Origin of the sequence: Leptospira selangorensis (assembly GCF_004769405.1) — a bacterium.
Lineage (GTDB): Bacteria > Spirochaetota > Leptospiria > Leptospirales > Leptospiraceae > Leptospira_B > Leptospira_B selangorensis.
The window spans coordinates 1-25337 of the sequence record NZ_RQES01000016.1; the positions used below are offsets into that span (position 1 = coordinate 1).

The following is a 25337-nucleotide window of genomic DNA, read 5'->3' on the forward strand; positions in this document are numbered from 1 at the left end:
GTTCAGGCGGTGGTGACGGGGGAGGAGGTCACGGTGGCGGTGGCCATGGAGGAAGCGGAATTATATTCTAAGTTTTAGATACAAAAAAAGGAAACCGAGGAGACTCGGTTTCCAGTTTGAGCTAATGAAAATTGTATAGAGGAAATTTACTTCGCAAACCCAATCTGAGAAGCTAAGTCGGTTTTTGAATAATCTTCCTTCTTCTCTACTACCTCATCAAAATAGGTTTCGTAATTCGGGAAATTTGTTCCCATGATCCTATCCCAAAAATTGAAATAGAGGCTATAGTTCCCATGAAACTTTTGGTGATGAAGATTATGATGGGTAGAAGTATTGATCCATTTTGTGATCGGATGACTTGCCCAACCTTTCGGAAAAAATTCATATCCTAGATGCCACCATATATTCATTATCATCGCATAGAATGTATGGAATATAAATACTCCGAAATGGATCGGAACCAAACTGATAAACGGCACCACATAAATCGCTTCTAAAAAGGCTTCTGCCCAATGGAAATTATAAGCGGCTAAAGGAGAAGGGTTTACGGATTTATGATGGATTGCATGAACAAAAGTATAAACCTTTTTGTGATGCATTAACCTATGAGCCCAATAAAACCAAGTCTCATGCCAAACTGTGATCAAGATATAACTTAAGATCGCGTAAGCCCAACCTCTTTCGGAAATATCGAAGTAGAGCGCTCTTGGAAGATATCCTAATTTTTGAAGACTGAAAGAAATAACTGCAACCAAGCTGAACATTACCATCGTAACGGCAGACTGTTTGATCTCGTATACTACCTTCTCCCATTTTGGAAAATTTTTCTGGATCCTGTATTTCTCAAAGTATCCTTTTTTCCAAACCCAGAATATAAAGAATGCAAGTCCTGCTAAAGGATAGTATCTAATAAAGTTCATAGAAAGTTGGAATAGTCCGAAATTCCGAACACATTCCCAACCGAAATCACAAGCGTTGATTGCCATTTTTCCTCCGATCTCTGTATTCAGTTTACGGCGGATCCTAAAAGAAATCGTCCTCCCCGATCGGGGTGGAATAAAATATACGTCCAGACCGATCGAAACGGACTATTTGGACTTACTTTTACGGATTTTATTTCTGTATTCGGAAGGTGTAAATCCGGTCTCCTTTCGGAAAACCTCGTTAAAAGCGGATTTGGAGCCAAATCCTGAAGAATAGGCGATAGATAATAAAACTTCCTGAGGATCTGATTCTATTTTCTTTTTAGCTTCTTCAACCCTGTATTCATTCAATAATTGAAAGAAATTTTTTCCAATCTCGTTGTTCAGGTATTCTGAAAGTTGGTGAGTGCTGATCTCTAATTTGCCTGCCAAAAATCCGAGAGTCAGATCTTCTTTTAAGAATACCTTCTCCTTTTGGAATAGGCTTTCTAAACTTTGTTTTATATTCTCTAGGTCTAAGCCGCCAAGTTGAGTGGCTCTGTATTTTTTTTCTTCTTCTACAACTCTTTGGACTTCTAAGAAAAATTCAGGAAATCCCTGGCGTAGTATATACAAAGCGCATAAGAATATCCCGATTAGAGAACCGACACCTTCTAATCCTCTGATAGATCCAATAGATACGGAGACGAATCCGTATAATATAATGATTAAGATACAAATGCTTACTCCTAAGATCGTAAGCATCCTCGGATCTTTGTAAATTACCGAAAGTCTGAATCCCCAAAATAAACGGAAGAATGTGGAAAGTAGGAATACGAACATGACTCCCATTGTGCTCAATACCGGAATTTTCAAAAATAAAGGGAGGCCGGTTTGTAGCAGACTTTTCAGTACTTCTATCTTTTCGGGTCCGCCTGAAAAATAGAAGGGCGACATCCATAGAAAGATTGCAAGAGCGGGAAGCATCTTTAGGTAAAAAATTTTTTTGGACTCGGGTGTGTTTCCCATCGCAAGAAGAAGATAACGTTCGATGAAGGGACCCATCAATCCCGAAACAGGAAGATGGGTGAGATATAATCCAGGGTAATATATGATCACCTTACAAGTGAGTAAGAATGCGTGAGTGAGAAAGATACCGACTAAGAAAAAAATAATCGCTAATAGATTTTGTTTTTCTCCTCTAGGAGAAGAGAAAATTTCTCCGAGTGAAAATAAAAAAGCGAGTCCGATCGAAAAGGCTAAAAATAAAGAAGTATAAGATTGGGTTCCAAACTCGTTCATGTTGTAATTTCCGCGATGCCAACCTTCTCCGCAGCCTTTGTTAAAGATAAGTCTGCAGAATATAATTTAACACTTCCTAAGATACAACTTGCAAGCAAATGTGCGTCGATCCAGCCGATTCCTAGTCCGGCCAGCGAATTTCTTTCGGAAAATATCATGGTCTCTTTATGGTTTGCAATCGGAACTTCTTTCAATTGGGCATATTCGGTTAGAAAGGAATTCTTATTTTTAAAATTTCCCAAACTGAGTTCTCCCTCTACCATAGGATGACGTCGTACTAAGCCAAGGCTTAGTAGTTCGACCAGTTTGGGATCCGATTTGCGCAGATGATTGATCCAAACTGAGGTGTCTACGAGCACCGCCGTCATTTAGAGGTTTTTTTGCGGGTAGGACCTTCCGCTTTTGGATCGCTTCCACCTAAGAGAGCCATTCTTTCTGCAGATTTTTCTCGAATAAGTGCACGCAATCCCTCCTGCACGAGACGTGTCTTTTCTAAGATCCCGGTATAATCTTGTGCACTGGAGATCAGTTCGTCTGGAATGTATAGAGTGGTTTTGACAGCTAACATGAATGGTAATATATGGTGTTAAGTGCCATATGTCAAGAGAGTGGGAGCGGAAAAGTGATTCGGCGCTAGAAAATTGGTTCCGCCTTACCGCTGGCGGAGAAAATTTTGAATGTACGTTACCTTCTTCTCATATGTCTTGTTTACTTATGTCACATAAGAGAGATATCATCTCACTAAAGTCAAGTAGGGCTTTGCGAAGAAGACCCAAAAATTTCTCCCCCTTGCATAAATAATGCCAGCAACCAGGTAAGAGCCGCTAAAACCTTGACCAGGGACCCTGGGTAAAAATACTGTGTATTTCTAGCTCCTCTTCTGGGAGCGGGTAGATAGACATGCCCTCTTAGCTCAGTGGTAGAGCACTTCCATGGTAAGGAAGGGGTCACCAGTTCAAGCCTGGTAGAGGGCTAAGTTCGAATAGGTCTGTAGTTTAATGGTAGAACAAGGATCTCCAAAGTCCTTGGTGGGAGTTCGATTCTCTCCAGACCTGGAGTTTTGATCCTAAGGTTCGACAAAGTTTAGGAAGGATTTATAGTGAAGTTTGGCGCATTTGTACAAGAATGTAGAGAAGAACTTAAAAAAGTTCAATGGCCGAATAGACAAGAGGTGATGCAGTCCACCATCGTTGTTCTAGTCACGGTTTTATTTTTCTCTGCTTTTCTATTCTTTTCGGATACTGCGATTGTGAAGTTGCTTACCGGATTCTGGAATCTGTAAGAACTTAGGATAAAATGTGATTATGATGGCTGATTTGAAATGGTATGCGTTACAGACTTATTCCGGTCACGAGAATAAGGTCCAGAAAAATCTGGAAAAGCTGATCCAACAGCGTAAGCTGGAGGAAAAGATTTCTCAAGTGCGTATTCCTACCATGGAAGTCGCCGAGATGAAGAACGGCAAAAAGAAGGTCACTAAGAAGAAACTTATGCCGGGCTATGTTCTTGTTGAAATGGATATGGACGAGGACCTTCGATTCATGATCCAAAGTCTTCCTTCTGTTTCCACTTTTGTGGGATCAAAAGATGGAGGACCAGAACCTCTTTCCGTAGACGAGGTGAAAAATCTTTTCGCGGAAACCGGAGAGTTCCAATCAGAGGAGCCAGTTACTCCTAGATTGTTGTTTAAAGTGGGAGATAGCCTGAAGATTATCGACGGTCCTTTCGCGAATTTTACTGGAGTCGTAGACGAGATCTTCCCGGACAAAGGAAGACTCAGAGTGAAGGTGGAGATTTTCGGACGCTCTACCCCTGTGGAATTAGATTATCTACAGGTCAAAACCGAACCCTGACCGGTGGGAGAACCGGGAGAAACAAATAAGGTGTTTCGCCAATGGCAGCAAAAAAAGTAGTAAAGCAGATTAAGCTCCAGGTTGAAGCCGGTAAGGCCAACCCTGCTCCTCCAGTCGGACCGGCTCTCGGTCAGGCAGGATTGAACATCATGGAGTTCTGCAAGCAGTTCAACGAAAGAAGTAAGTCCCAGATCGGGTACAAACTTCCTGTAGTAATTACAGTATTCTCCGACAGGAGTTTTACATTCATTACCAAGTCTCCTCCGGCAGCTCTTCTTGTTAAGAAAGCGATCGGATTAGAGTCTGGTTCCGCAACTCCTCATACCACTAAGGTAGGGAAGATTTCTCGTAAGCAATTAGAAGAAATTGCTAAAACCAAAATGGAAGACTTAAACGCGAATGATCTGGACGCAGCTGTTCAAATTATCGCTGGAACTTGTCGTTCTATGGGCGTTACGGTAGAGGGTTAATTCATGAAACGCGGAAAAAAATATCGCGCGGCTAAAGAGAAAGTCGACGCAACTAAAGTTTATCCGATCGATAAAGCTGTAGAATTAGCTCAGGCTTCTTCTTACTCTAAGTTCGACGGAACGATAGAAATCGCTACGAAAGTAAATTATAAATCTCTCCAAAACGTGAGGGGAACTATTTCTCTTCCTCACGGAACCGGTAAACTGGTTCGGGTTCTTGTTTTCTGTAAAGGAGACAAACAAAACGACGCGAAAAACGCAGGTGCGGAATTCGTGGGCGATATGGACCTGATCGAGAAAGTTGCCGGCGGTTGGACCGACTTCGACGCTTGCGTTGCTACTCCTGATATGATGAAGGAAGTAGGTAAACTGGGACCGATCTTAGGACGTAAAGGTTTAATGCCTAAGCCTAAGGCTGGAACAGTTACTAACGATGTTGCGAAAGCAGTTGGCGAACTGAAATCAGGACGTATCGAATACCGTCCGGACAAAGGCGGAGTCGTTCACCTAGGTGTTGGTAAAGTCAGTTTTGATCATACCAAACTAGTAGAAAACATTCGTACAGTAGTTCAAACTCTTCTCCGAGACAAACCTTCGGATGCAAAGGGTGATTATCTGAAAACTTTCTCCGTTTCCCCAACTATGGGTGCAGGCGTGAAAGTAGACGTTAAGGAACTGGTCAACACATCCATTTAAGGATGTAGTAGACGGGAGTAGGAACAATGCCCAGCCAGGAAAAAATTGAAGCAGTAGCCGAATTAAAAGGCAGATTAGAAAAACGTAGCGACTTTATCCTAGCCAGCTACAGCGGACTCACAGTAGAAGAGATCACAAATCTTCGCGCGAAACTTCGTAAAGAAGGATCCGAGATGAAAGTGATCAAGAACAATCTCTTCTTACTCGCATTAAAAGAATCCGAGAAGCATAAGGATAAGAACATCGCCTTCGGTTCCGAATACCAAGGACCGTTAGCAGCGATTTTCTCAGACGCAAACCTTCCGAATGCAGCGAAGGTCCTAAAAGAATTCGCAAAGACGAATAAGAATCTTATTCTGAAAGCGGGATACTTGGACGGATCCGTTCTGGACGGAGAGGGAGTGGAAGCAATCGCAGGTCTTCCTTCGAGAGAGCAATTATTGGCTCAAATCGCAGGCGGTATCAATGGTCCGGCAAGAAGTATCGCTTCTGGCTTGAACCAAATTATCGCAGGACTCGCACGTGCTATCCAGGCAGCGGCAGAGAAGAATAATCAGTAGAACTAATTTAGTAGTTAAAAGGACCAAACGGAATCAAAGGAGCACCATATGTCTACCACTGAAGCGTTATTAGAGCAACTCGGCAAACTTACACTAGTAGAAGCAGCCGATCTAGTTAAAAAAATGGAGGAGAAGTTCGGAATTTCCGCAGCGGCTCCAGTAGCAGTAGCTGCAGCAGCACCAGCAGGTGGAGCAGCAGCGGCAGCAGATGAGCCTGCTTCCTTCAACGTTGTATTGAAAGGTTTCGGCGATAAAAAAATCGAAGTTATCAAGGTTGTTCGCGAGATCACTGGTCTTGGCTTGAAAGAAGCAAAAGATCTAGTAGAAGCTGGCGGAAAGTCTGTTAAAGACGGCGTTGCGAAAGCAGAAGCTGACGACATTAAAAAGAAATTAGAAGCTGTCGGAGCTCAAATCGAACTTAAGGCTGTCTAATCAGGGAGCCGAGGCTTTGTCTCCTCGATATCTGATTACAATCCTTTCACTCAGGCAAGGAGGCCAGCGGACGTCCTTGCCTTATTGTATTTTTTCGCGCAGTTATAATTTTCCATCATCCCAGGGAGCACACGAATGTACGGTCAAGTAGAAAGAAAACGGGTAAACTTCGGTAAGATCACCAATTTGGATTACCTTCCTAACTTGATTCAGATTCAGAAGAAGTCATTCGATTGGTTTCTTCAATCCGAAGTTAAGGATCCCACAAAAAGAAAAAACCAGGGACTAGAAGCGGTTTTTAGAGAAACCTTCCCTATTGAAAGTCCGAACAACGACATGGTGATGGAATACAGTCACTATGTTTTAGGAGACGCTAAAAAATCTCCTCAAGAATGTAAGGACACAGATGCTACTTTCGCTCTTCCTTTAAAAGCGGTCATTCGACTTATCATCAAAGAAACCGGAGAGATCCGTGAGCAGGTCGTCTATATGGGCGATCTTCCTGTAATGACTGAACAGGGAACCTTTATCATCAACGGAGCTGAGCGTGTTGTAGTTTCTCAGCTTCACCGTTCACCAGGTATCTTCTTCTCTTATGATGAAGAAAGAGATACTTACTCCGCCAGAGTGATCCCTTATCGCGGATCCTGGTTGGAATTTGAAATGGACAATAAGGGAATTTTGGTCGCTAAGATCGATCGTAAGAAAAAATTCCCTGCAACTCTTCTTGTTAAGTCTTTAGGGCACGGAACAAACGAAGAGATATTACGTTTATTTTATAAATCCTCCAAAGCAAAGATCGGAGGAGCTTCTACGAAGGAACTCAAACGTCTGATCGGACGTAGAGTGATCGCGGACGTGATCAATATGGAAACCGGAGAGGTAATGCTCGATGCCGGTTCCAAGATCAACGAAGATAATATCTCCATCTTAAAAGAGATGAAGGTGAAGGAAGTTGAACTCGTAGAATATCCTAAAGACAAGGATAATCCTGTTTTAGTTAACTGCTTGGAAAAAGACGGAGTCAACGATTACGAAGACGCAGTTCTTAAATTCCACGGTATCATGAGACAAGGCGAACCTTCTACGATCGAGAACGCAGAAGCCGAATTGAATCGCCTCTTCTTCTCTCCTAAATCTTTTGATCTGGGCGATGTGGGTCGTTACAAGATCAATAGCAAATTCGAATTCAATAACCCTAAAGAATTCACCAGCGCAATCGAAAGAGTTCTTCGCCCTGCAGATATCATCGAGACTGTACGTTACCTTCTCAACTTGATCTCTGAAACTGAAAACTACTATCCGGACGATATTGACCACTTAGGTAACCGTCGTATTCGTTCTGTCGGTGAGTTGATCGCTAACCAACTTAAAGTTGGTTTTACTCGTGTAGAAAGAGTGATCAAAGAAAGAATGACTGTTCAAGAAGTTGGAACTCAAACACCACAACTTCTGATCTCCATTAAACCGATCACTGCAGTTATCAATGAGTTCTTCGGATCCAGCCAATTGTCCCAGTTTATGGATCAGACAAACCCTCTGGCAGAGCTCACTCACAAACGTCGTTTGAACGCTTTAGGACCTGGTGGTCTTTCCAGAGATAGAGCGGGATTCGAAGTGCGTGACGTTCACTACAGCCACTACGGTCGTATGTGTCCGATTGAAACTCCTGAAGGTCCAAACATCGGACTTATTCTCTCCATGTCTTCTTATGCGAGAGTGAACGATTATGGATTCTTGGAAACTCCGTACAGAGTTGTTAAGAACAGTAAAGTTTCCAATAACATAGAATATTTAACCGCAGATAAGGAAGAATATCATTCTATCGCGGTATCTTCTTCTCCTGTAGATGAGAAGGGAGAGTTTAAAAATAAACTTATCTCTACTCGTCACAGATCGGATTACCCTTTCCGCAACCCGAACGAGATCCAATACATGGACTTAGCTCCAATGCAGGTGGTATCCGTTTCTACTGCGTTGATCCCATTCTTAGAGCATGATGACGCGAACCGCGCGCTCATGGGTTCTAACATGCAACGTCAGGCGGTTCCTCTTCTTAGACAAGAGGCTCCTTTCGTTGGAACCGGAATGGAAACTCGTGCAGCTTACGATTCTCGTATTTGTATCATCTCCAGACATGAAGGTGTGGTTACATACGTAGATGCGGAGAAGGTTGTAATCGAGCGTAAAGGCGGAAAAGAATCCGATACTTACGATCTTACTAAATTTAAGAAAACCAACCAAGGTACTTGTTTCAACCAAACTCCAGTTGTTGGAGTGGTTCACTCAGAGATCGACGGTAAAGTTACTAAAGTCAGCAAAGAGAAAATCGAAGTGACTGCGGATAACGGAAACGTTCGCGAATACAATCTGATCTCCGGTAACAAACAATACCAACCAATCGTTTCTAACGGCGAAGAAGTTCGCAGAGGAACTACCATCGCGGGACAAATCGTTTCCGGCGAAAGAATGGATGAGAATGGTAACATTCTACAAAAAGGAACCGTTCTTGCGGACGGTCCTGCGGTAGACAATGGAACACTCGCACTTGGACGTAACGTTCTTGTGGCATTCATGCCTTGGGAAGGTTACAACTTCGAGGATGCGATCCTAATCTCCGAGAAAGTTGTAAAAGACGATATTTTCTCTTCTATCCACATCGAAGAGTTCGAGATCCAAGCAAGAGAAACTAAACTTGGACAAGAACAGATCACAAGAGATATTCCGAATCTTTCGGACAAAGCTTTCCGTGATCTAGATGAAACCGGTGTGATCCGAGTTGGTGCAGAAGTAAAACCGGGAGATATCCTGGTAGGTATGGTGACTCCTAAAGGGGAAACCGATCTAACTCCTGAATACAAACTTCTTCACTCCATCTTCGGAGAAAAAGCGAAGGAAGTAAGAGATTCCTCTCTTCGTATGCCGAACGGTTTCGAAGGAACTGTAATCGATATCAAACGTTTCTCACGCGAGAAGGGAGATGAACTTCCTGCCGGTGTGGAAGAAATGGTGAAAGTTTTCGTAGCTCGTAAACGTAAACTTCTGGTCGGAGATAAAATGGCAGGACGCCACGGTAACAAAGGTGTCGTTGCGCGTATTATGGCAGAAGAAGACATGCCTTACATGGAAGACGGTACTCCAATGGATATCGTTCTGAACCCGTTAGGTGTTCCTTCTCGTATGAACCTCGGACAAATTTTCGAAACTCAACTCGGACTTGCTGCAAGCAAACTTGGAATCAATTTCGAAACTCCAGTTTTCGACGGAGCTACTGAAGCAGATGTAGAGAAGTATTGCAAAGAAGCAAATCTTCCTCTCAGCTCTAAATTCAAATTATACGACGGACGTACCGGATTACCTTTCATGAACGAGGTATTCTGTGGTTACATCTACATGTTGAAACTCGCTCACTTGGTGGACGATAAGATCCACGCTCGTTCTACCGGACCTTACTCTTTGGTTACTCAACAACCACTTGGAGGAAAGGCTCAGTTCGGTGGTCAGCGTTTAGGAGAGATGGAGGTCTGGGCTCTCGAAGCTTACGGCGCATCTCATACTCTTCAGGAACTTCTTACCATCAAGTCAGACGACATGCTCGGAAGAGCAAGAATCTACGAAGCTATCGTTAAAGGGATCCATTCCATTAAACCAGGAATTCCGGAATCCTTCAACGTATTGGTGCAGGAACTCAGGGGTCTTGCATTGGATATCGTCATCACTGACTCGGAAGGTAACAGCGTTGATATCTCCGACTACGAAGATGAATATTCCAAGAGCAAGAAGAAGATTAAGTTCGAAACGATCGAGAACGCCTAAGGGAAGTAAGGTAGCATGAGATCCAATAACGATTTTGAATCAATAACAATCAGATTAGCGTCTCCGGAAAGGATCAAAGAATGGTCTTACGGAGAAGTCAAAAAACCTGAGACAATCAACTACCGTACTTTAAAGCCGGAGAGAGACGGTCTTTTCTGCGAGAAAATTTTCGGAACTACTAAGGACTGGGAATGTTATTGCGGAAAGTTCAAGTCCATCCGCTACAAAGGCGTGGTTTGCGACAAATGTGGTGTTGAGGTAACTCACTCTAAAGTTCGTCGCGAGCGTATGGGTCATATCGAACTCGCAGCTCCAGTTTCTCATATCTGGTATTACCGTTCCGTTCCTTCTAGAATGGGACTTCTCTTGGACATGACCATCAATCAGCTCAAGAGCGTTCTTTATTTCGAAAAATATGTGATCATCGATCCGGCTGATACCGGAAGAAATCGCGGCGAGTTAATCGACGAAGAAGAATATCACGCTTACCTAGATGAATACGGCGACAAGTTTGTTGCTGGTATCGGTGCGGACGCGATCAAAGAACTTCTTTCTCGTATCGATGTGGATGCAGAAGCTCGTATCATCCGCCAAAAGATCCAAGAAAAAGAAAAGATCTCCGACAAAAGAATCCTGAAACGTTTGGAAGTATTAGAAGCTTTCCGTGATTCAGGAAACCGTCCTGAGTGGATGGTTCTGGATGTAGTTCCGGTCATTCCACCTGAACTTCGTCCAATGGTTCAGTTAGAAGGTGGACGTTTTGCTACCTCCGACTTGAACGATCTATATCGTAGAGTTATCAACCGTAACAACCGTCTAAAACGCCTTCTTGCGTTAAAAGCTCCTGAGATCATCGTACGTAACGAAAAACGTATGCTCCAAGAAGCGGTTGACGCGTTATTCGATAATAGCCGCCGCAAACGTACCGTAAAAGGTAAAGGTAACAGACCTCTTAAATCCATTTCAGACATGTTGAAAGGAAAGCAGGGACGTTTCCGCCAAAACCTACTCGGTAAGCGTGTGGACTACTCCGGTCGTTCCGTGATCGTAGTCGGTCCTGAGCTGAAATACCACGAGATGGGTCTTCCTAAGAAGATGGCTCTCGAGTTATTTAAACCTTTTATAATGAAACGTTTGGTGGATCTGGACTTAGCTCCTAACATCAAATCCGCTAAGAAAAAAGTAGAAGCAGAAGAAAAAGAAGTTTTCGACGTTCTGGAAACTGTAGTGAAAGAGCATCCGGTCATGTTAAACCGTGCACCTACTCTTCACCGTTTAGGGATCCAAGCATTCCTTCCGGTTCTTGTAGAAGGAAAAGCGATCAAACTTCACCCTCTTGTATGTCACGCATTCAATGCTGACTTCGACGGGGACCAAATGGCGATCCACGTTCCACTGACTCCAAAAGCTCAGTTGGAAGTTTGGATGCTAATGCTTTCTCCTCACAATATTCTGAACCCTGCAAACGGCCACCCGATCTGCGGACCTACTCAGGATATCGTACTTGGAATTTATTATCTAACTTCTGAACTTCCAACAGAAGCAGGAGTTCCTCTTAAATCTTTCGCGAACCTTGATGAGGTTACTTACGCGATCGATAGAGGAGTGATCGAGTATAGAACTAAAATTTCCGTTCTTCACCAAGGGAAGATCCTGGAGACTACTGCAGGTCGTTTGATCTTCAATACTGTTCTTCCGGAAGGATATCCTTATGTGAACCGTGCTCTTTCCGATAAAGAGACGAACAGAATTATTGCTGAAGTGTATGAGAAATACGGACCGGCTCAAACCGTTCTGATGTTAGACGATATTAAAAAATTAGGATATCGTTATGCAACTATCTTCAGCCCGACTATCTCTATCGAAGACATCAGAGTGTCTCCGGGTAAAGTTACTCTTGTTGGCGATGCTAACAAAGAAGTAGAGAGAGCCGACGGAGAATATCGTAAAGGTATTATCACTAACGAAGAACGTAAGAAAAAAGTGATCGAGATCTGGACTAAAACCAACGACCTCATCACCGACTCCATGTTCAAGGAATTGGAAAAAGACAAGGGTGGATATAACCCTGTCTTCATCATGGCGGCTTCCGGTGCTCGTGGATCTAAACAACAGATCCGTCAGTTGGCCGGTATGCGTGGTCTGATGGCGAAACCTTCCGGAGAGATCATTGAACTTGCGATTCGTTCCAACTTCCGCGAGGGATTAAGCGTTCTTGAATTCTTCATCTCTACTCACGGTGCTCGTAAAGGTCTTGCGGATACCGCGTTAAAAACTGCGGACGCAGGTTATTTGACCCGTCGTTTGGTGGATATTTCTCAAGACGTTATCGTCGCTGAAGACGATTGCGGAACCGAAGAATGTATCACTCTTGGAACCGTAAAAGAAGGTGAGAACGTTATCGTTTCTCTTAGCGACCGTGTATTCGGACGTTATACTTCTGAAGATATCGTAGACCCTGTTTCTGAAAGTGTAGTTTATCCTAAAGGATCTTTGATCACTAGAGAAGTAGGACAGAAACTGGAGAACCTTGGTTACGAAAAGATCAAAGTTCGTTCTCCTCTGACTTGCGAAGCTCGTTGGGGAATCTGTATTAAATGTTACGGAATGGATATGGCTCGCTTGACTCCTGCAGAGATTGGAGAAGCAGTCGGAACCATCGCGGCTCAGTCTATCGGACAACCTGGAACTCAGTTAACGATGAGGACATTCCACATCGGTGGTGCCGCTTCCGCAAAAGTACAAGAGAAGGAACACAAAGTAGGTTATCGTGCGATCGTTAATTCGATCAACGGTAGAACTTTACAAACGAATGATAGAGGTTTGATCTTCTCTCGTCGTGGTTCCATCGTAGTTCAAAGATTGATCCAACAGTTCAATTCTTCCGACCTAACCAACTTAAGAGTTGAGAACGGACAGAAAGTGGATAAAGGAGAGTTGGTTGCAACTCTTGCTTCTGGAGAGAACGTAACATCAGATGCTCCAGGAACAGTAAAAATCGCAGACGGACTCTTCAGGATTCTGGGAGAAGAAGCGGTTGTTCCTGTTAAAACTTCCACTACTCTGAACGTAAAAGTAGCACAAATTACTGAGCCGAATCAAGCTCTGGCAGAATTTGACCCATTCAACGAAATCGGTGTTACCGAACTCGAAGGAACCGCCTCTTGGGTGGATCTGGAAGTCGGTAAAAACGTTCGTAGGGACGAAGACGTTAAGACATCTAACGTTAATTATAAAGTAATCGAGCAACGTAGGGAAAAATTGATCCCAAGGATCGTAGTATCTTCTGGCGGAAGCAAAGAAGAATATCTGGTTCCTGTGGATGCGATCATCTCCGTTCAAAACGGAGACAAAGTGAAAGCGGGAGATATCCTCTTCAAGATCCCAACCGTTGCAGAAAAAACCCGGGATATTACCGGTGGTCTTCCAAGGGTAGACGAACTTTTCGAAGCTCGTCGTCCTAAAGACGCAACCACTCTTGCAGAAACTGACGGAAGGATAGAAGATAACGGAGAGATCGTAAAAGAAAAACGAGTTCTCTATATCGTTCCTGATAACGAAGAGCTGGATAAAGTAAAAGTAACCATTCCGATCGGAAAACAATTACGTGTTCGTCACGGAGACTTCGTAAAACGCGGAGATCAAATGGACGATGGAAACTTGGATCCACATGATATCTTGAGAGTAAAAGGTGTTACTGCACTTCAAGTATATCTTGTGCAAGAGGTTCAAGAGGTTTACAGACTACAAGGGGTGCATATCAATGATAAGCACATCGAAGTAGTTGTTCGCCAGATGATGCGTAAGGTTTTAATTACCGATTCCGGAGACACATCTTTCGTGAACCAACAACAAGTAGATCGTTTCGCTTTCTTGGAAGAAAACAAGAGAGTGGTAGCTGAAGGAGGATCTCCTGCTCAGTGTGTTCCGATCTTATTAGGTTTAACGAAAGCATCTTTGAATACTGAGTCGTTCTTCTCTGCTGCTTCCTTCCAGGAAACAACGAAGGTGTTAACTGACGCTGCAATCAAAGGAAAAACTGATAACTTAGCGGGACTTAAAGAGAACGTTATTATCGGTCACATGATCCCTGCGGGAACCGGAATGAGAAAATATCGCGATGTCGCGGTGTTCAAAGAAACTTACGGGGATCTAGATCGTCCTCTGGAAGTGGAAGAGGAAGAAATTCCGATGGCCATACCGGAAGACAACGAGAATTAAAGGAAAGCTTTACAATAGAGCAGGGTCGGTAGAACTGGTAAAATAGGTCACCGGCCTGCTAAAAAGAAGAAACTCATGCCTACAATTAGCCAACTTATACGTCACGGCAGGAAGAAACAGGTTAACAAATCTAAATCTCCTGCATTAAAAAGTAGCCCGCAGCGTCGGGGAGTGTGCACGAAGGTGACTACCTTCACACCGAAAAAACCGAACTCAGCTTTGAGAAAAGTTGCAAGGGTTCGTTTAACAACCGGTATCGAAGTGACCGCTTATATTCCCGGAGAGGGACATAACCTGCAAGAGCACAACGTTGTTCTGATCCGCGGGGGAAGGGTAAAAGACCTTCCAGGGGTTCGTTATCATATTATCCGTGGTACCTTGGATACTCTCGGTATCGATAAACGTCGTAAGAGTCGTTCTAAGTATGGAACGAAAAAACCTAAGGCGTAAGGGAGTTAGGAATGTCTAGAAGAAGAGGAAAAGTAGAACCACGCAAGATTCAACCGGATTCGGTTTATGGAGATGCAAACATCGCGAAGTTTATCAACTGCTTGATGTTGGACGGAAAAAAATCCGTAGCAGAATCTTTGTTTTATGACGCTCTGGATCTGATCCAAAAAAAGACCGGAAACGATCCTTACGTTACTTTTAAAGAAGCATTAGAAAACGTTAAACCACAAGTGGAAGTAAAATCCCGCCGCGTGGGTGGTGTGACTTACCAAGTTCCGATCGAAGTTCGTCCGGAAAGACGTTTAGCACTTGGAATCAGATGGTTGATCCGTTATTCCAGGGACAGAAACGAAAAAGGTATGGCTAACAAGCTTGCTGCAGAATTTATCGAGGCTCAAAAAGGCACCGGAGCAGCAATCAAGAAGAAAGAAGATATCCGTAAAATGGCAGATGCTAACAAAGCATTCAGCCACTATCGCTGGTAAGAATCTTTTAAATAGTTCGCGGTTGCATGAGACCGCGAACAAGTTTGATGAAGGGACTCCTAAAGAGTCCCTTTTTTATTTTATAAGCCTAATATCTCGATTAGATCTGTAGAATTTTTCAATACGAAATCCGATAATTATAAAAACCAAAAGTAGTAAATACCATAGTATTAACCTTATTTCGGTCCCATTTACAAAAAAGGAATAATAGAGAAATTTAAGATCTATACCTGTTTTGCTAAAAAGAAATTCGCACATAATAAATCTATGATCGAAATGGGTATAATAATTATCAGGCATATTTATGAAAGTCCATGTTTGAAGCAGGGATAAACAAGTAAGAAGCCCTATTAGGAAATTCCAGCCGTATTTCTCCCATTCGTTTGATCTTCTTTCCCTAATATAGTCAAAGGTAAGCTTAATTCCTAAAAAGGAATAATATGCGATTATAGGGTATACTGCTATCCAGTATCGTCCTACAGGGCAAGAGCCTAACCAAAAAATAGTATGAAATAAATTTGGGAGATGCCCGGCAAAGATCAAAGTTAAGGGAAAAATCGACCGGATAATATTTTTTCTAAATAAACGAGCAATCTCTATGAACGAAAAAAGAAGGAGAGGATTTAAGGCGAATAGACCGCGATCCGTATCAAAAAGATATCCCGTATAACGACCGACTAGATCGCTCACAAGGAAATCTCTTGATTGATAAGGAGAGATGGACCCGAATATAAATTGGTTATAAAAAATAAACACAATTAAACCTAAGGCATACACGGTTGTTCCGAATATCAATTTAGTTTTTTCATTACGGAAGATATAAACCCAATACAATATTAAGATAACTGAAACTCCTAAGAACTTGATGTGTAAAAATGGAAAGATAATTAAAACTATTGGAATATAGGTTTTGAACCGGCCAAATTTATTTTCGTAAAGGGAATAAAAAGAAACAAAAAGTAGAATAGAGATTAGCACTTCCGGAAATATCTGGCTAGAATATGCTATATAAGGCATTCCGAATATTGCAGAAACTATAATTAATGATTCGAATTTGGATCTGATCTCGGACAGAACAATCATTAATATTAGGGCGAAAAAGGCGGAGAAAGCGATCGTGATTAATACTTTAGCAGTTAATACCGGGACAGGTTTAATAATTCCTTGCTGATTTGCAAATGCAGGAGAAATGAACAGGGCTAAAAATGGGTAGTGTATAGAATACTCTATTCCGTTTTTTGAAATGCCATGGTCTCTGAAATCACGAAATAATAAGGACGGTTTATCTGTTTGAGATTGGTTATTTATTTCTAAATCAAAATCCTCGATTAATGATTCACTCAGGATCATATAATGAGGTTCATCTCCGATAAATGGAACCGATGAGTTCGCAAAAGAGATATAAAATAAAGAATAACATATTAGGAAAAAAGAAACAAAGAGTAAGAAGGATTTTTGTCTAACTTTTCCGTAATTTAGGATCAATATTAAAAGAGAGAGGATCAATGAAACAATCATCGCTTTATAATATAATTTGTATTCAGTAGTTTTGACCTGAAATAAATATAGGCTGGTTTCCGGTGTAATCGGTTCTTTTAGGACAAATTTTAAATTGGCAGTGCTGTTCTTGGCCGGGATCTCTATGTTGGTATAATCGTTTGCGACAATCCATTCTCCAATTTTGGTCCCATTATTAGAAATTGATAAGTTAAACTTTTTTTCCGAAGAGTTCCCGAGGGAGAATTTAAAATTTTTATCAATACCTTTGACAAAACATCCTGAAAAAAATTGATCCTTTATAGTGTACATATCGCCGGACTGAACAAGCCCCGAAGGCGAAGTTGTGCAGGTCGAATCACCTTGGCTTAAAAAGACAAGAGGTATGAGGTTGGATAAGAGAAAAAAACTTATTGGTATCCATATAGATTTTATGGAACGAAAGAATGCGCAAATGGATGCCATATCGAATCTGCGATTCATTCTTTTCGTTTGGATATTGTGGAAAAGTATATTATTTATTATTTGAAAATTTCTTCTTAATAAGAGTAAAAGAAATCGTTAGTACAAAACTTTATACGCTCCATTGGTTCCTGCAGGAACATCTTTGATTGTTTCGAACTTCAAACCTGTATCTTGCGCATTATCAAAAACAGTTTGAGTGATCAAGATCTCTCCTGCTTCTGCGGTATCTTCTCCTAATTTGCTTGCTGTGTTTACTTCTGAACCGAAAACGTCGGAGTCTCCTATCTTCAGAACTTTTCCGTAGCCTAATCCAACGCAGAGAAGGATTTTTTCTTCCGGAATTTTGTCCTTATTATATTCTAATAATTCTTTTTGCATTCTGATTGCTGCTTGGAGTCCCTTCCCAACATTTCTGAAGATCACTAAAAAACTATCCCCTTCCGATTTGAGAAGGATCCCGTCATGATCTTCTATGATTGGCACTAATACTCTTTCGGATTCATGGATGGTTTGCAGAAAATGGATGATCCCGAACTTTTCAACACCTCGCGAAAATCCCGAAAGATCGGTGAACATAATGCACCAAACTTCTCCGAATAGATCCCAGATGCGGGCGTCTATCTTTTCTTTATCTGCCCCCGGTTTTAATCTTTCTAAAACTAGGTTCTCTAGTCTGTCTTCGGATGCGCTTGCGAATATACTTCTCTTGAATGCCATAAGAATCGATTAGTAGGTCTTACTAATTGGATTTCGTCGACTTATTTTTTGAAAGACTAAATCTTTAAAATCGGTTATTCTAATCCTGGAAGGTCGGAATGAGATTCGTTTGTGAATTAAGTTGGGAATACTGTGTATCCGGTTTTGCTCTTTACCAATTAAAAATGAATTTCCTGCGTTATTATCCGATTGCGGGACTCGCATTTCTGGTTTTCTGGGTTTGGAAAAAGGACTTATTTCAAAAGTTTAGGATCCAAAAAGATTTTCCTAAAAAAGAAAGGATCATCTTCGAATTAAAACAATCCGCAGTTACTCTAATAATGTTCTGCGTGATCGCAGTTTCCGTTTATGTTCTAGGGAAATTGAAAATACTTCATATAAAAACATATAAGGATTTTACTGAATATGGATTGGGTTATGCGATATTCAGTTTTGTACTACTTACAATCTGGCACGAGACCTGGTTCTATTGGGCTCATCGGATCATGCATCATCGAAAAATTTATCCTTATATACATTCTGTACATCATCGATCCGTAAATCCTTCTCCGATGGCGGCTTATAATTTTCATTGGGTCGAAGCTTTTCTGGAAGGTGTATATGTAGTCCCGGCTCTATGTATCCTTCCTCTTCATTTTTATGTATTTCTGATCCATACTTTTTATGCAATGATCATGAATATTTGGTGGCATCTCGGATATGAATTCTTTCCTAAAGGATGGACTACTCATCCTTTATTGAAATGGATCAATACTTCTACCCATCATAATCTTCATCACCAGAAATTCCATGGGAACTATAGTCTCTATTTTAATTTTTGGGATAAAATAATGGGGACAAATTTTAAGGATTATTCCGAAATTTTCGAGAATCGTGTAGGCGCGGAGAAGAAGGAGGGGATCTCCGTAATTCCCTCCACCTACTTGCAAAAATCTTAATTTATTCTTTGATCCTTACTTTTAATAATCTTCTTCTGAGGCGTATTTCTTCTTCTAAAGATCTGGATAAGGCTTCGAACTTTTTGTTTTGAAGATCTATATTCTCAACCAATGTTTCGTACATCGGATTGGTTTTTCCATCCGGAACTAAGAAGTTCGGTTTTAGTTCTCCTTCAGTATAGACCTTAAAAGACGCTACGTTTGCATCTTCATCTATGAATAACACAGCTCCTCCGTGAGAAGACATCGGTTGTATTGTATCTACTACCCAACCACCTGTGTTAAACACTTCTTTGCCGGGAATTTTTAAACCTAGGTCTTGGGTTTCGACTGCAAACGGTTTATGTGTATGGCCAAAAATGAAAGTATAATCATTCGGGAATTCTCTTTTGGTTTTTTGTGTCTCCGCTTTCCATTGTGCAGGAAGAGTTTCTCCCAAATAAGAATTCATATTATGGACTACTTCGTCACTTAGCACGGAATCAGACATTCCTCTTTCTGCCTGTCCCACTTTGACTACAACCTTAGTAAGGATAGATCTAAGCACCCATGCAAAAATCGTTTTGAGAAAGAGGGCAACTTTTAGATTTCGAACAGCGTAATCTGCTACATTTTTCGCTAACCGGCTCACCGCTTTTTCATCTTGCAGCATATCATAAATGAGCCCGATACCTGTTCCTACTTTTCCAGATCTTCCAAGTGTAGACCAAAAGAAGTCAATCCATGCAAAGTTCTCTCTTTCTAATACGTAGATGGATGTCGGATTCGGAACCTCTTTTTGTTTTCGGAAAGGGATATAATTTCCCATCTTTGTCCAAACAGATTGAGTAGGCTTCGGTTTATCCTTGTCCTCATCCATTTCGGGTAACAGAACTCTTTGGACCGTGCTCATCAAAGAATAGATGTTTTCCAAAAAATGTCCGTGAGTTAAGAACACAGAACGTTTTCCGTTTTTAGAAGGGATTTCCAGATTTGGATAAGCGATCACCGCTTCCGCCTTCTTTAATTTTTTATTCCTTCTTAAAATTCCGGTAAGTAAGTCGGATTGAATGAAGTCTGGATTTACCATCTTTGTGGTATGCCATGTTTGATTGATATACTGATTCGGCTTTAGGTTTGCGATATACTCCATGTACTGCTTTTCTCTCGCAGTTTCCCAAAGATGGTGATCGTGATTGCCCGGGATATAAACAATACTTTCTGAAAAATGATGTTTGGTTTCTTTATATGCAATATCCAAAAATCTTTCGAAGGTCATGGATGCTTCGTTAATATCACCTAATGCTAATTCAAGTACGTCGCCTAATAATATGAATTGAGGCGGCTTTGAAGAACCATTTACCGAGTGAACGATATGTTTTAAACAGTTGAGAAGTTCGGCAAGTGCAGGCGAAGTTTTTTGAGGATTTACTTTGAATCGATCTGAATCTTTTACCGGATCCGGAAACTCTTCGATGTATGTAAGTAAACTGTTATATGCTCCTAGGTGAATGTCGGAGATAACGATATATTTAATTTTACTCTTAGGCATTTAGGAAGTGAATCATTCAAAAAACGTTAATAAAATCAATTAATTATTGCTATTTTTAGGTAAATGCGGCAAATAAGTAGATTTTTCGACGTTAGGAGGTCTACTTGAAATCTTACGAGGCTATAATCATCGGAACCGGATTCGGCGGTTCGATCAATGCCTGTCGTTTATCTAAAAAATGGCCAGGTAAAGTTTTAGTACTCGAACGAGGGAAAGAATATCCTAAAGGTTCTTTTCCGAGATCTCCAGAGGGAATGTCCAAAAACTTTTGGAATATTCCGGAAGAAGGTCATATTCCTAGATCTTCCAAATTCAAAAGAGCAGGTAGACAAACCGGATTATTCGATATTCGTAATTATCCGAAAATAGATGTGGTCCTTTCCGCCGGTTTAGGCGGAGGTTCTTTGATATATGCAAACGTGTTTTTGGAACCGCCTGATCATATTTTCGATCATCGCTGGCCTGAAACTATTAAAAAGAAACATTTAAAACCTTATTATAAAATAGTAAAAGATATCTTGGGCTCAAGGCCCATTCCGGATACCGCAGAAGATAGACGTAAAGTAGTTCGCACTGAATTATACGAAAATTTTGCGAAACATGAATCCAGAGTTTCTAAAAGAGCGGACATTAACGTATTCTTCGGTAACGATTTTAAGAAACCGACTCCTATTGGAGTTCAGGAAAAAAACCGTTTTGGAGCGATCCAAACTTCCTGTACGTATTGCGCGGAATGTGATGTAGGATGTAATACACATTCTAAAAATACTCTGGATCTGAATTATCTTTTTGTAGCTAGGAATTCCAACAAGGCTGAGATCAAGACTGAACATCTTGCTACTAAAATTGTTCCTTTGAATAGTAAAGGAGAAGAGGATCCTTCCAAATCGGGGGAACACGGTTATAGGGTTCATTATCTGAATTTGCAAGATGGAAAAACTTCCGAGTCTTTTGCGGATACAAAACGTATCGTGGTTTCCGCAGGAACTTTGGGGTCTACGGAACTTTTACTTAAATGTAAAACTAAGTTTAAGACCTTAACTAAAATTTCGGATAAACTGGGGACACAATTCTCAGGCAACGGCGATTTTCTTTCTTTTGCTGCCAAAGGGAAGAAACCTGCAGATCCGAATTATGGTCCGGTGATCACTCAATATACGGACTATAATTTATTCTCCGGTTTCGATTCTAAAAAAGCGTTCTTGCTGGAAGATGCAAGTTATCCGGTATTCGCTTCTTATTTCGTTTCAGGTGCACTCCCTATCGTTTTCAAATTAAAGTATATTTTTCATTTTATTGGAGAACTGTTCAAGAGTATCATCAGCGGGAAAATTTTCGGCAGAGTAGGATTTCTTTTAAGTGAAGCTTTGAAAGGGGATCTTTCTTACACTTCTGCGGTTCTTCTTTGTATGGGGATAGATACTTCGGACGGGAAGATGTATCTGGATAAAAAAGGAAATCTTCAGATACAGTGGCCTCAAAAAGAGAATCTAACACTTTATAATACCATAATGGATGTGAACAAAAGGTTCGCGAAATTCACCGACGCAAAGACAAGATTCCCAATGCCGACTTATTCTTGGCCGGTCCGAAATAACGTTACTGTTCACCCTCTAGGTGGTTGCGTTTTGGGAACTTCCGCGAATGCGGGAGTTTGTTCTTCGGACCCTAAAACTTTCGGTAAGGTTTTCGGTTACGAAGGTTTGTACGTCGCGGATGGCAGTTTATTGCCAACCGCAGTTGGTGCTAACCCTTCTATGACTATTTCCGCTCTTTCGGAAATGGTAGCGGAAGGAATTACAGGCAAGAAGCCGAATGCAAGTTTAAGGTAGGATATTCGATTGGCTACAGCGACGAAAAATAAATCAAAAAAAAATGCGAGTAAATCTAAGTTAGGCAAAACAGGAGTCAGTTCTCATCCGGTAAGTTTAGAATTTACCGAGGAAATGAAAGGTTTCGTTTCCATGCCTGGATCTTTTAATTATCAGGAAGATTATTCTGCGGGGAAGAAGGCAGGGAACTATCTGATGTTTCACTTAACGATCCGCGTGAATGATACTCAATTTTTTGTGTATGATCCGGATGAGACCGGCGAGGCTATCGGTTGGGTAGAATGCCAGCCTTTAGGCGGAAGATTCGAAGTAGAAAAAGGGGTCTTCCATTGTTTCGTGGATTATGGAAAACCTTCTGCCAACGAAAAACATATGAAATACCGTTTGTTCTTAAAGAACAAAGCAGGTAAGAAGATCACCTTAAACGGATTTAAGAAAGTGGTAGATGACGGTATTTTAAATATCTGGAGAGATACTTCTACACTTTATACTACCGTATACGAAGGATATGTAGATGAAAAAGCGGAGCCTAAAGCTAAGGTCCTTGCTAAAGGTATCTTACATATATTAGAAAAAGATTTTATTAAACAGATGACCACCTTCAAATCCAATGGCCGCACTTTTTCGGAAAGAAAAGACGCATTGTTCAGATTCGGTGAATTGTTCATGGGAAATCTCTGGGAAATTTACGGGGCCCAATTCAGAAAAGCGGAACCTGAGTTATGGAGAGAAAGAGATATTCCTGTATTCACTTTGGACGGGGTCAAAAATTCTAAGATCACTTTCCATCCATTCACTACCGATGATAAAATTTCACTGAATCTAGTTCGTTTTCAGAAGAAGGAGAGTAAGGATGTTGTAATCCTTATGCACGGGCTTACTACTTCTACAGATATGTTTGTTATGCCTGAGCATAAAAATCTTGTAACCTATCTGCATGAGAACGGATTTACCGATGTTTGGAGTTTCGACTGGAGGGGAAGTTTACGTTTTAATTATAATCTTTTTCCTCATAGATATACTTTAGATGATATCGCTCTCTATGATGTGCCGGCAGCTTTGAAAGTAGTAAAGGATGCAGTGGGTTCCGGGAAACGGATCCACTTTGTTGTTCATTGTGTCGGATCTATCTCCTTCTTCATGAGTTTGTTTGCAGGAAAGATTGATGGAGTGACTAGCGTCGTATCCAATAGTGTCTCTCTCACTCCTAATGTTCCGACTTGGTCTAAGATTAAATTGGCATTTTCTCCTTTTTTGATGGAGTCCGTTTTTAGATTCCCGAATGTAAACCCTCGTTGGTATTATCTGCCTGGTTTGGCTTCCGGAAAGTTACTCTCCAGATTCGTAAGCCTTTTTCATCATGAATGCGATGAACCTGCTTGCCATATGCTGAGTTTGATGTGGGGGACAGGATGGCCTGCTTGTTATGAGCACGCGAATCTTCCTGATATTACTCATAGAAGGGTAGGTGATTTGTTCGGGGCAACTTCTATGAACTATTATCGACATATCAGGAAAGCTGTGGGTCGAAAAGCTATGATCAAGTTTAGACCTACAGATGGTCGCTATGATTCTTTGCCTAATAATTATCTAGATAAGGCATCCGAGGTCAAAACTCCTGTGTTATTTATGACCGGGGACCAGAATAAAGTATTCAAAGATTCTAATATTATTGCTTATGAAACATTGAATCGTTTGAATCCGGGAAATAAAAACGAACTGTTCATCGCCGAGGGTTATGGCCATCAGGATACTCTGATGGGGAAAAAAAGCGATAAGGACGTGTTCCCTAGAATAGTGGAGTTCCTACGTAAGAATTCCAACGGAGTGAAAAAAGGATAAATATGTCTAAAGAAAACCGACCAGTCGTTTTTCTAACAGGAGCAGCTGGAGGGATCGGCAGAGAAACTGCGTCCCTTCTCTCCGAAAAAGGGTATCTTCTCTTTTTAACCGATTTGCAGAAACAATCTGCAGATCTGAAAAAGTTCGCTGATTCATTAGGAAAAGATCATATTGTTTTTCCTTGTGATATCTCTAAGGCCGCTGATTCGGAAAAAGCGATCAAAGAATGTGTAAAACAGTTCGGAAAGATCGATGTGCTTGTGAACAATGCGGGAATTATGAGACCTTCTAAGTTTGAAGATCTCACCCAAGACGAGATAGACGAACAAATAGAAATTAATATTATCGGCACCATTCGATTGACTAAATTGGGGATGCCTTCTCTTAAAAAATCGCAAGGTAAATTAGTGATCTTATCCTCTTTAGCCGGGATTGTTCCGGCACCTCATCATTCTATTTATAGTGCGACTAAATTTGCACTTAGAGGTTTTGCTTTAAGTTTATATTTGGAATGGAAAGAGATAGGTATACGTGTTAGTTCCATTTTGCCTGGAACCATTCAGTCTCCTATGACCAAGTATATGGCGTCTAGAGATAGTTCTCCTATGGCTTATATCAATCCACCTTTACCACCTTCTGTGGTGGCAAAGGCTATTTGGAAAGCGATCAAAACGGATAAGGCCGAGATCTATGTTCCGTATTCTCAAGGATTACTGGCTAGAGTTGCGTTATTATTCCCTTCTTTATTGTCTTTGATCTATCCGATCATGGCCAAAAAAGGAGTTCGAAATTTCGAATCATGGAAGAGAAAAGGAGTTTTTGACTGAGGCGAAATTAGAAATTATCTTCGCTTAACTCTTTTAATTTTTGATTCATTTTTATATGTGAATTACGCACTGCGGTTTGGATATGCGAACTAAATACATTAGGCATAATCCCGGTTAAGATTGCAGTGTGACTGAATTTGGTGCGACCAGGGGTGATCTTTTCGAAAGTGAAACGATGATCTCCGGCAAACATGTATTTGAAAAAGAGCGGAAAGGCACCTTTCCAAGATATGGATTTAGAATTGGCGAGTTCGTATATCAATGCCTTGGTGGGCAGATACACTCCCGTGAAATAATAATCGAAAACAATAATCGTTCCGTCTTGCACCGGTTTGCCGAGAATCCTTTTTAAGAAAGGGTTCCAGGAAGGAAACTTGGAGAAGTCGGTAAAAATACTCCAAATTTTTTCGGGAGATGCCTGGATTTCTATCGAGGTGACGATTGTTTGAGGATTCATTCGTCACATATCTGATGTTCTATCTGAAAAATGTCTATCTAATA

Annotated in this window: 22 protein-coding genes and 2 tRNA genes; 16 read left to right on the forward strand and 8 right to left on the reverse strand. The window is 41.2% G+C overall.

Going from position 1 to position 25337, the window contains the following annotated elements; genetic code table 11:
* Nucleotides 1-146: 146 nt before the first annotated feature.
* The 4 genes from EHO58_RS10425 to EHO58_RS10440 form a co-directional block, all read right to left on the reverse strand.
* A complete protein-coding gene (locus EHO58_RS10425) occupies nt 147-986 on the reverse strand; it encodes a sterol desaturase family protein (protein ID WP_135679881.1) in 840 nt (279 codons plus the stop codon).
* 102 nt (nt 987-1088) lie between these two features.
* A complete protein-coding gene (locus EHO58_RS10430; RefSeq protein ID WP_135679882.1) occupies nt 1089-2204 on the reverse strand; it encodes a helix-turn-helix domain-containing protein in 1116 nt (371 codons plus the stop codon).
* Nucleotides 2201-2572 (reverse strand): type II toxin-antitoxin system VapC family toxin, encoded by a 372-nt coding sequence (locus tag EHO58_RS10435; protein ID WP_135628970.1) that lies wholly within the window; start codon nt 2570-2572, stop codon nt 2201-2203. The genes EHO58_RS10430 and EHO58_RS10435 overlap by 4 nt, the downstream gene beginning before the upstream one ends.
* On the reverse strand, nt 2569-2772 hold the full coding sequence (locus EHO58_RS10440) for a type II toxin-antitoxin system VapB family antitoxin (protein WP_135628971.1): 204 nt from the start codon (nt 2770-2772) through the stop codon (nt 2569-2571). The genes EHO58_RS10435 and EHO58_RS10440 overlap by 4 nt, the downstream gene beginning before the upstream one ends.
* Before the next feature lie 334 nt (nt 2773-3106).
* On the opposite strand from EHO58_RS10440, the gene EHO58_RS10445 reads away from it, so the two are divergent.
* The 12 genes from EHO58_RS10445 (at nt 3107) to rpsG (ending at nt 15187) form a co-directional block, all read left to right on the forward strand.
* Nucleotides 3107-3178 (forward strand) — tRNA-Thr (locus tag EHO58_RS10445).
* Between the two features lie 10 nt (nt 3179-3188).
* Nucleotides 3189-3259 (forward strand) — tRNA-Trp (locus tag EHO58_RS10450).
* A 44-nt stretch (nt 3260-3303) separates the two neighbouring features.
* The gene (gene secE, locus EHO58_RS10455; protein ID WP_086448612.1) at nt 3304-3486 is read left to right on the forward strand and encodes a preprotein translocase subunit SecE; all 183 of its coding nucleotides are present in this window, start codon (nt 3304-3306) and stop codon (nt 3484-3486) included.
* 25 nt (nt 3487-3511) lie between these two features.
* Nucleotides 3512-4057 (forward strand): transcription termination/antitermination protein NusG, encoded by a 546-nt coding sequence (gene nusG / locus EHO58_RS10460; RefSeq protein ID WP_020770487.1) that lies wholly within the window; start codon nt 3512-3514, stop codon nt 4055-4057.
* 41 nt (nt 4058-4098) lie between these two features.
* A complete protein-coding gene (rplK, locus tag EHO58_RS10465; protein ID WP_100709196.1) occupies nt 4099-4527 on the forward strand; it encodes a 50S ribosomal protein L11 in 429 nt (142 codons plus the stop codon).
* A 3-nt stretch (nt 4528-4530) separates the two neighbouring features.
* Complete coding sequence (rplA, locus tag EHO58_RS10470; protein ID WP_100705591.1) at nt 4531-5223, forward strand: 50S ribosomal protein L1; 693 nt, start codon at nt 4531-4533, stop codon at nt 5221-5223.
* A gap of 26 nt (nt 5224-5249) precedes the next feature.
* Nucleotides 5250-5783, forward strand: a complete 534-nt coding sequence (gene rplJ, locus EHO58_RS10475; protein ID WP_135628972.1) for a 50S ribosomal protein L10 — start codon at nt 5250-5252, stop codon at nt 5781-5783.
* Nucleotides 5784-5831: 48 nt separating this feature from the next.
* Nucleotides 5832-6215: a 50S ribosomal protein L7/L12 gene (gene rplL, locus EHO58_RS10480; protein WP_135628973.1), complete on the forward strand. Its 384-nt coding sequence runs from the start codon at nt 5832-5834 to the stop codon at nt 6213-6215.
* 135 nt (nt 6216-6350) lie between these two features.
* On the forward strand, nt 6351-10031 hold the full coding sequence (gene rpoB, locus EHO58_RS10485; RefSeq protein ID WP_135679883.1) for a DNA-directed RNA polymerase subunit beta: 3681 nt from the start codon (nt 6351-6353) through the stop codon (nt 10029-10031).
* A gap of 15 nt (nt 10032-10046) precedes the next feature.
* Nucleotides 10047-14252 (forward strand): DNA-directed RNA polymerase subunit beta', encoded by a 4206-nt coding sequence (rpoC, locus tag EHO58_RS10490; RefSeq protein WP_135628975.1) that lies wholly within the window; start codon nt 10047-10049, stop codon nt 14250-14252.
* 75 nt (nt 14253-14327) lie between these two features.
* Nucleotides 14328-14702, forward strand: coding sequence for a 30S ribosomal protein S12 (gene rpsL, locus EHO58_RS10495; protein WP_008596375.1), 375 nt, complete (start codon nt 14328-14330; stop codon nt 14700-14702).
* Between the two features lie 11 nt (nt 14703-14713).
* A complete protein-coding gene (rpsG, locus tag EHO58_RS10500) occupies nt 14714-15187 on the forward strand; it encodes a 30S ribosomal protein S7 (RefSeq protein WP_008594381.1) in 474 nt (157 codons plus the stop codon).
* A 75-nt stretch (nt 15188-15262) separates the two neighbouring features.
* Here rpsG and EHO58_RS10505 read toward each other — a convergent pair whose 3' ends face one another.
* Together EHO58_RS10505 and EHO58_RS10510 are read right to left on the reverse strand one after the other, a co-directional pair.
* Entirely contained in the window at nt 15263-16996 is a 1734-nt protein-coding gene (locus EHO58_RS10505; protein WP_135679884.1) for a hypothetical protein, read from the reverse strand.
* Between the two features lie 249 nt (nt 16997-17245).
* Nucleotides 17246-17866, reverse strand: coding sequence for an adenylate/guanylate cyclase domain-containing protein (locus tag EHO58_RS10510; RefSeq protein WP_135679885.1), 621 nt, complete (start codon nt 17864-17866; stop codon nt 17246-17248).
* A gap of 98 nt (nt 17867-17964) precedes the next feature.
* Here EHO58_RS10510 and EHO58_RS10515 point away from each other — a divergent pair, with 98 nt between their 5' ends.
* Nucleotides 17965-18804 (forward strand): sterol desaturase family protein, encoded by an 840-nt coding sequence (locus tag EHO58_RS10515; protein WP_135679886.1) that lies wholly within the window; start codon nt 17965-17967, stop codon nt 18802-18804.
* Nucleotide 18805: 1 nt separating this feature from the next.
* Here EHO58_RS10515 and EHO58_RS10520 read toward each other — a convergent pair whose 3' ends face one another.
* Nucleotides 18806-20335, reverse strand: a complete 1530-nt coding sequence (locus tag EHO58_RS10520) for a metallophosphoesterase (RefSeq protein ID WP_135679887.1) — start codon at nt 20333-20335, stop codon at nt 18806-18808.
* 104 nt (nt 20336-20439) lie between these two features.
* On the opposite strand from EHO58_RS10520, the gene EHO58_RS10525 reads away from it, so the two are divergent.
* From EHO58_RS10525 to EHO58_RS10535, 3 genes are read left to right on the forward strand one after another with little or no spacing between them, the layout of a single operon-like run.
* Nucleotides 20440-22167, forward strand: coding sequence for a GMC oxidoreductase (locus EHO58_RS10525; RefSeq protein ID WP_135679888.1), 1728 nt, complete (start codon nt 20440-20442; stop codon nt 22165-22167).
* 9 nt (nt 22168-22176) lie between these two features.
* Nucleotides 22177-24009: an alpha/beta hydrolase gene (locus EHO58_RS10530; RefSeq protein WP_135679889.1), complete on the forward strand. Its 1833-nt coding sequence runs from the start codon at nt 22177-22179 to the stop codon at nt 24007-24009.
* 2 nt (nt 24010-24011) lie between these two features.
* On the forward strand, nt 24012-24836 hold the full coding sequence (locus EHO58_RS10535; RefSeq protein WP_135679890.1) for an SDR family NAD(P)-dependent oxidoreductase: 825 nt from the start codon (nt 24012-24014) through the stop codon (nt 24834-24836).
* A gap of 7 nt (nt 24837-24843) precedes the next feature.
* On the opposite strand, the gene EHO58_RS10540 is transcribed toward EHO58_RS10535, so the two are convergent.
* A complete protein-coding gene (locus EHO58_RS10540; protein ID WP_100724335.1) occupies nt 24844-25293 on the reverse strand; it encodes an SRPBCC domain-containing protein in 450 nt (149 codons plus the stop codon).
* Between the last annotated feature and the right edge of the window lie 44 nt (nt 25294-25337).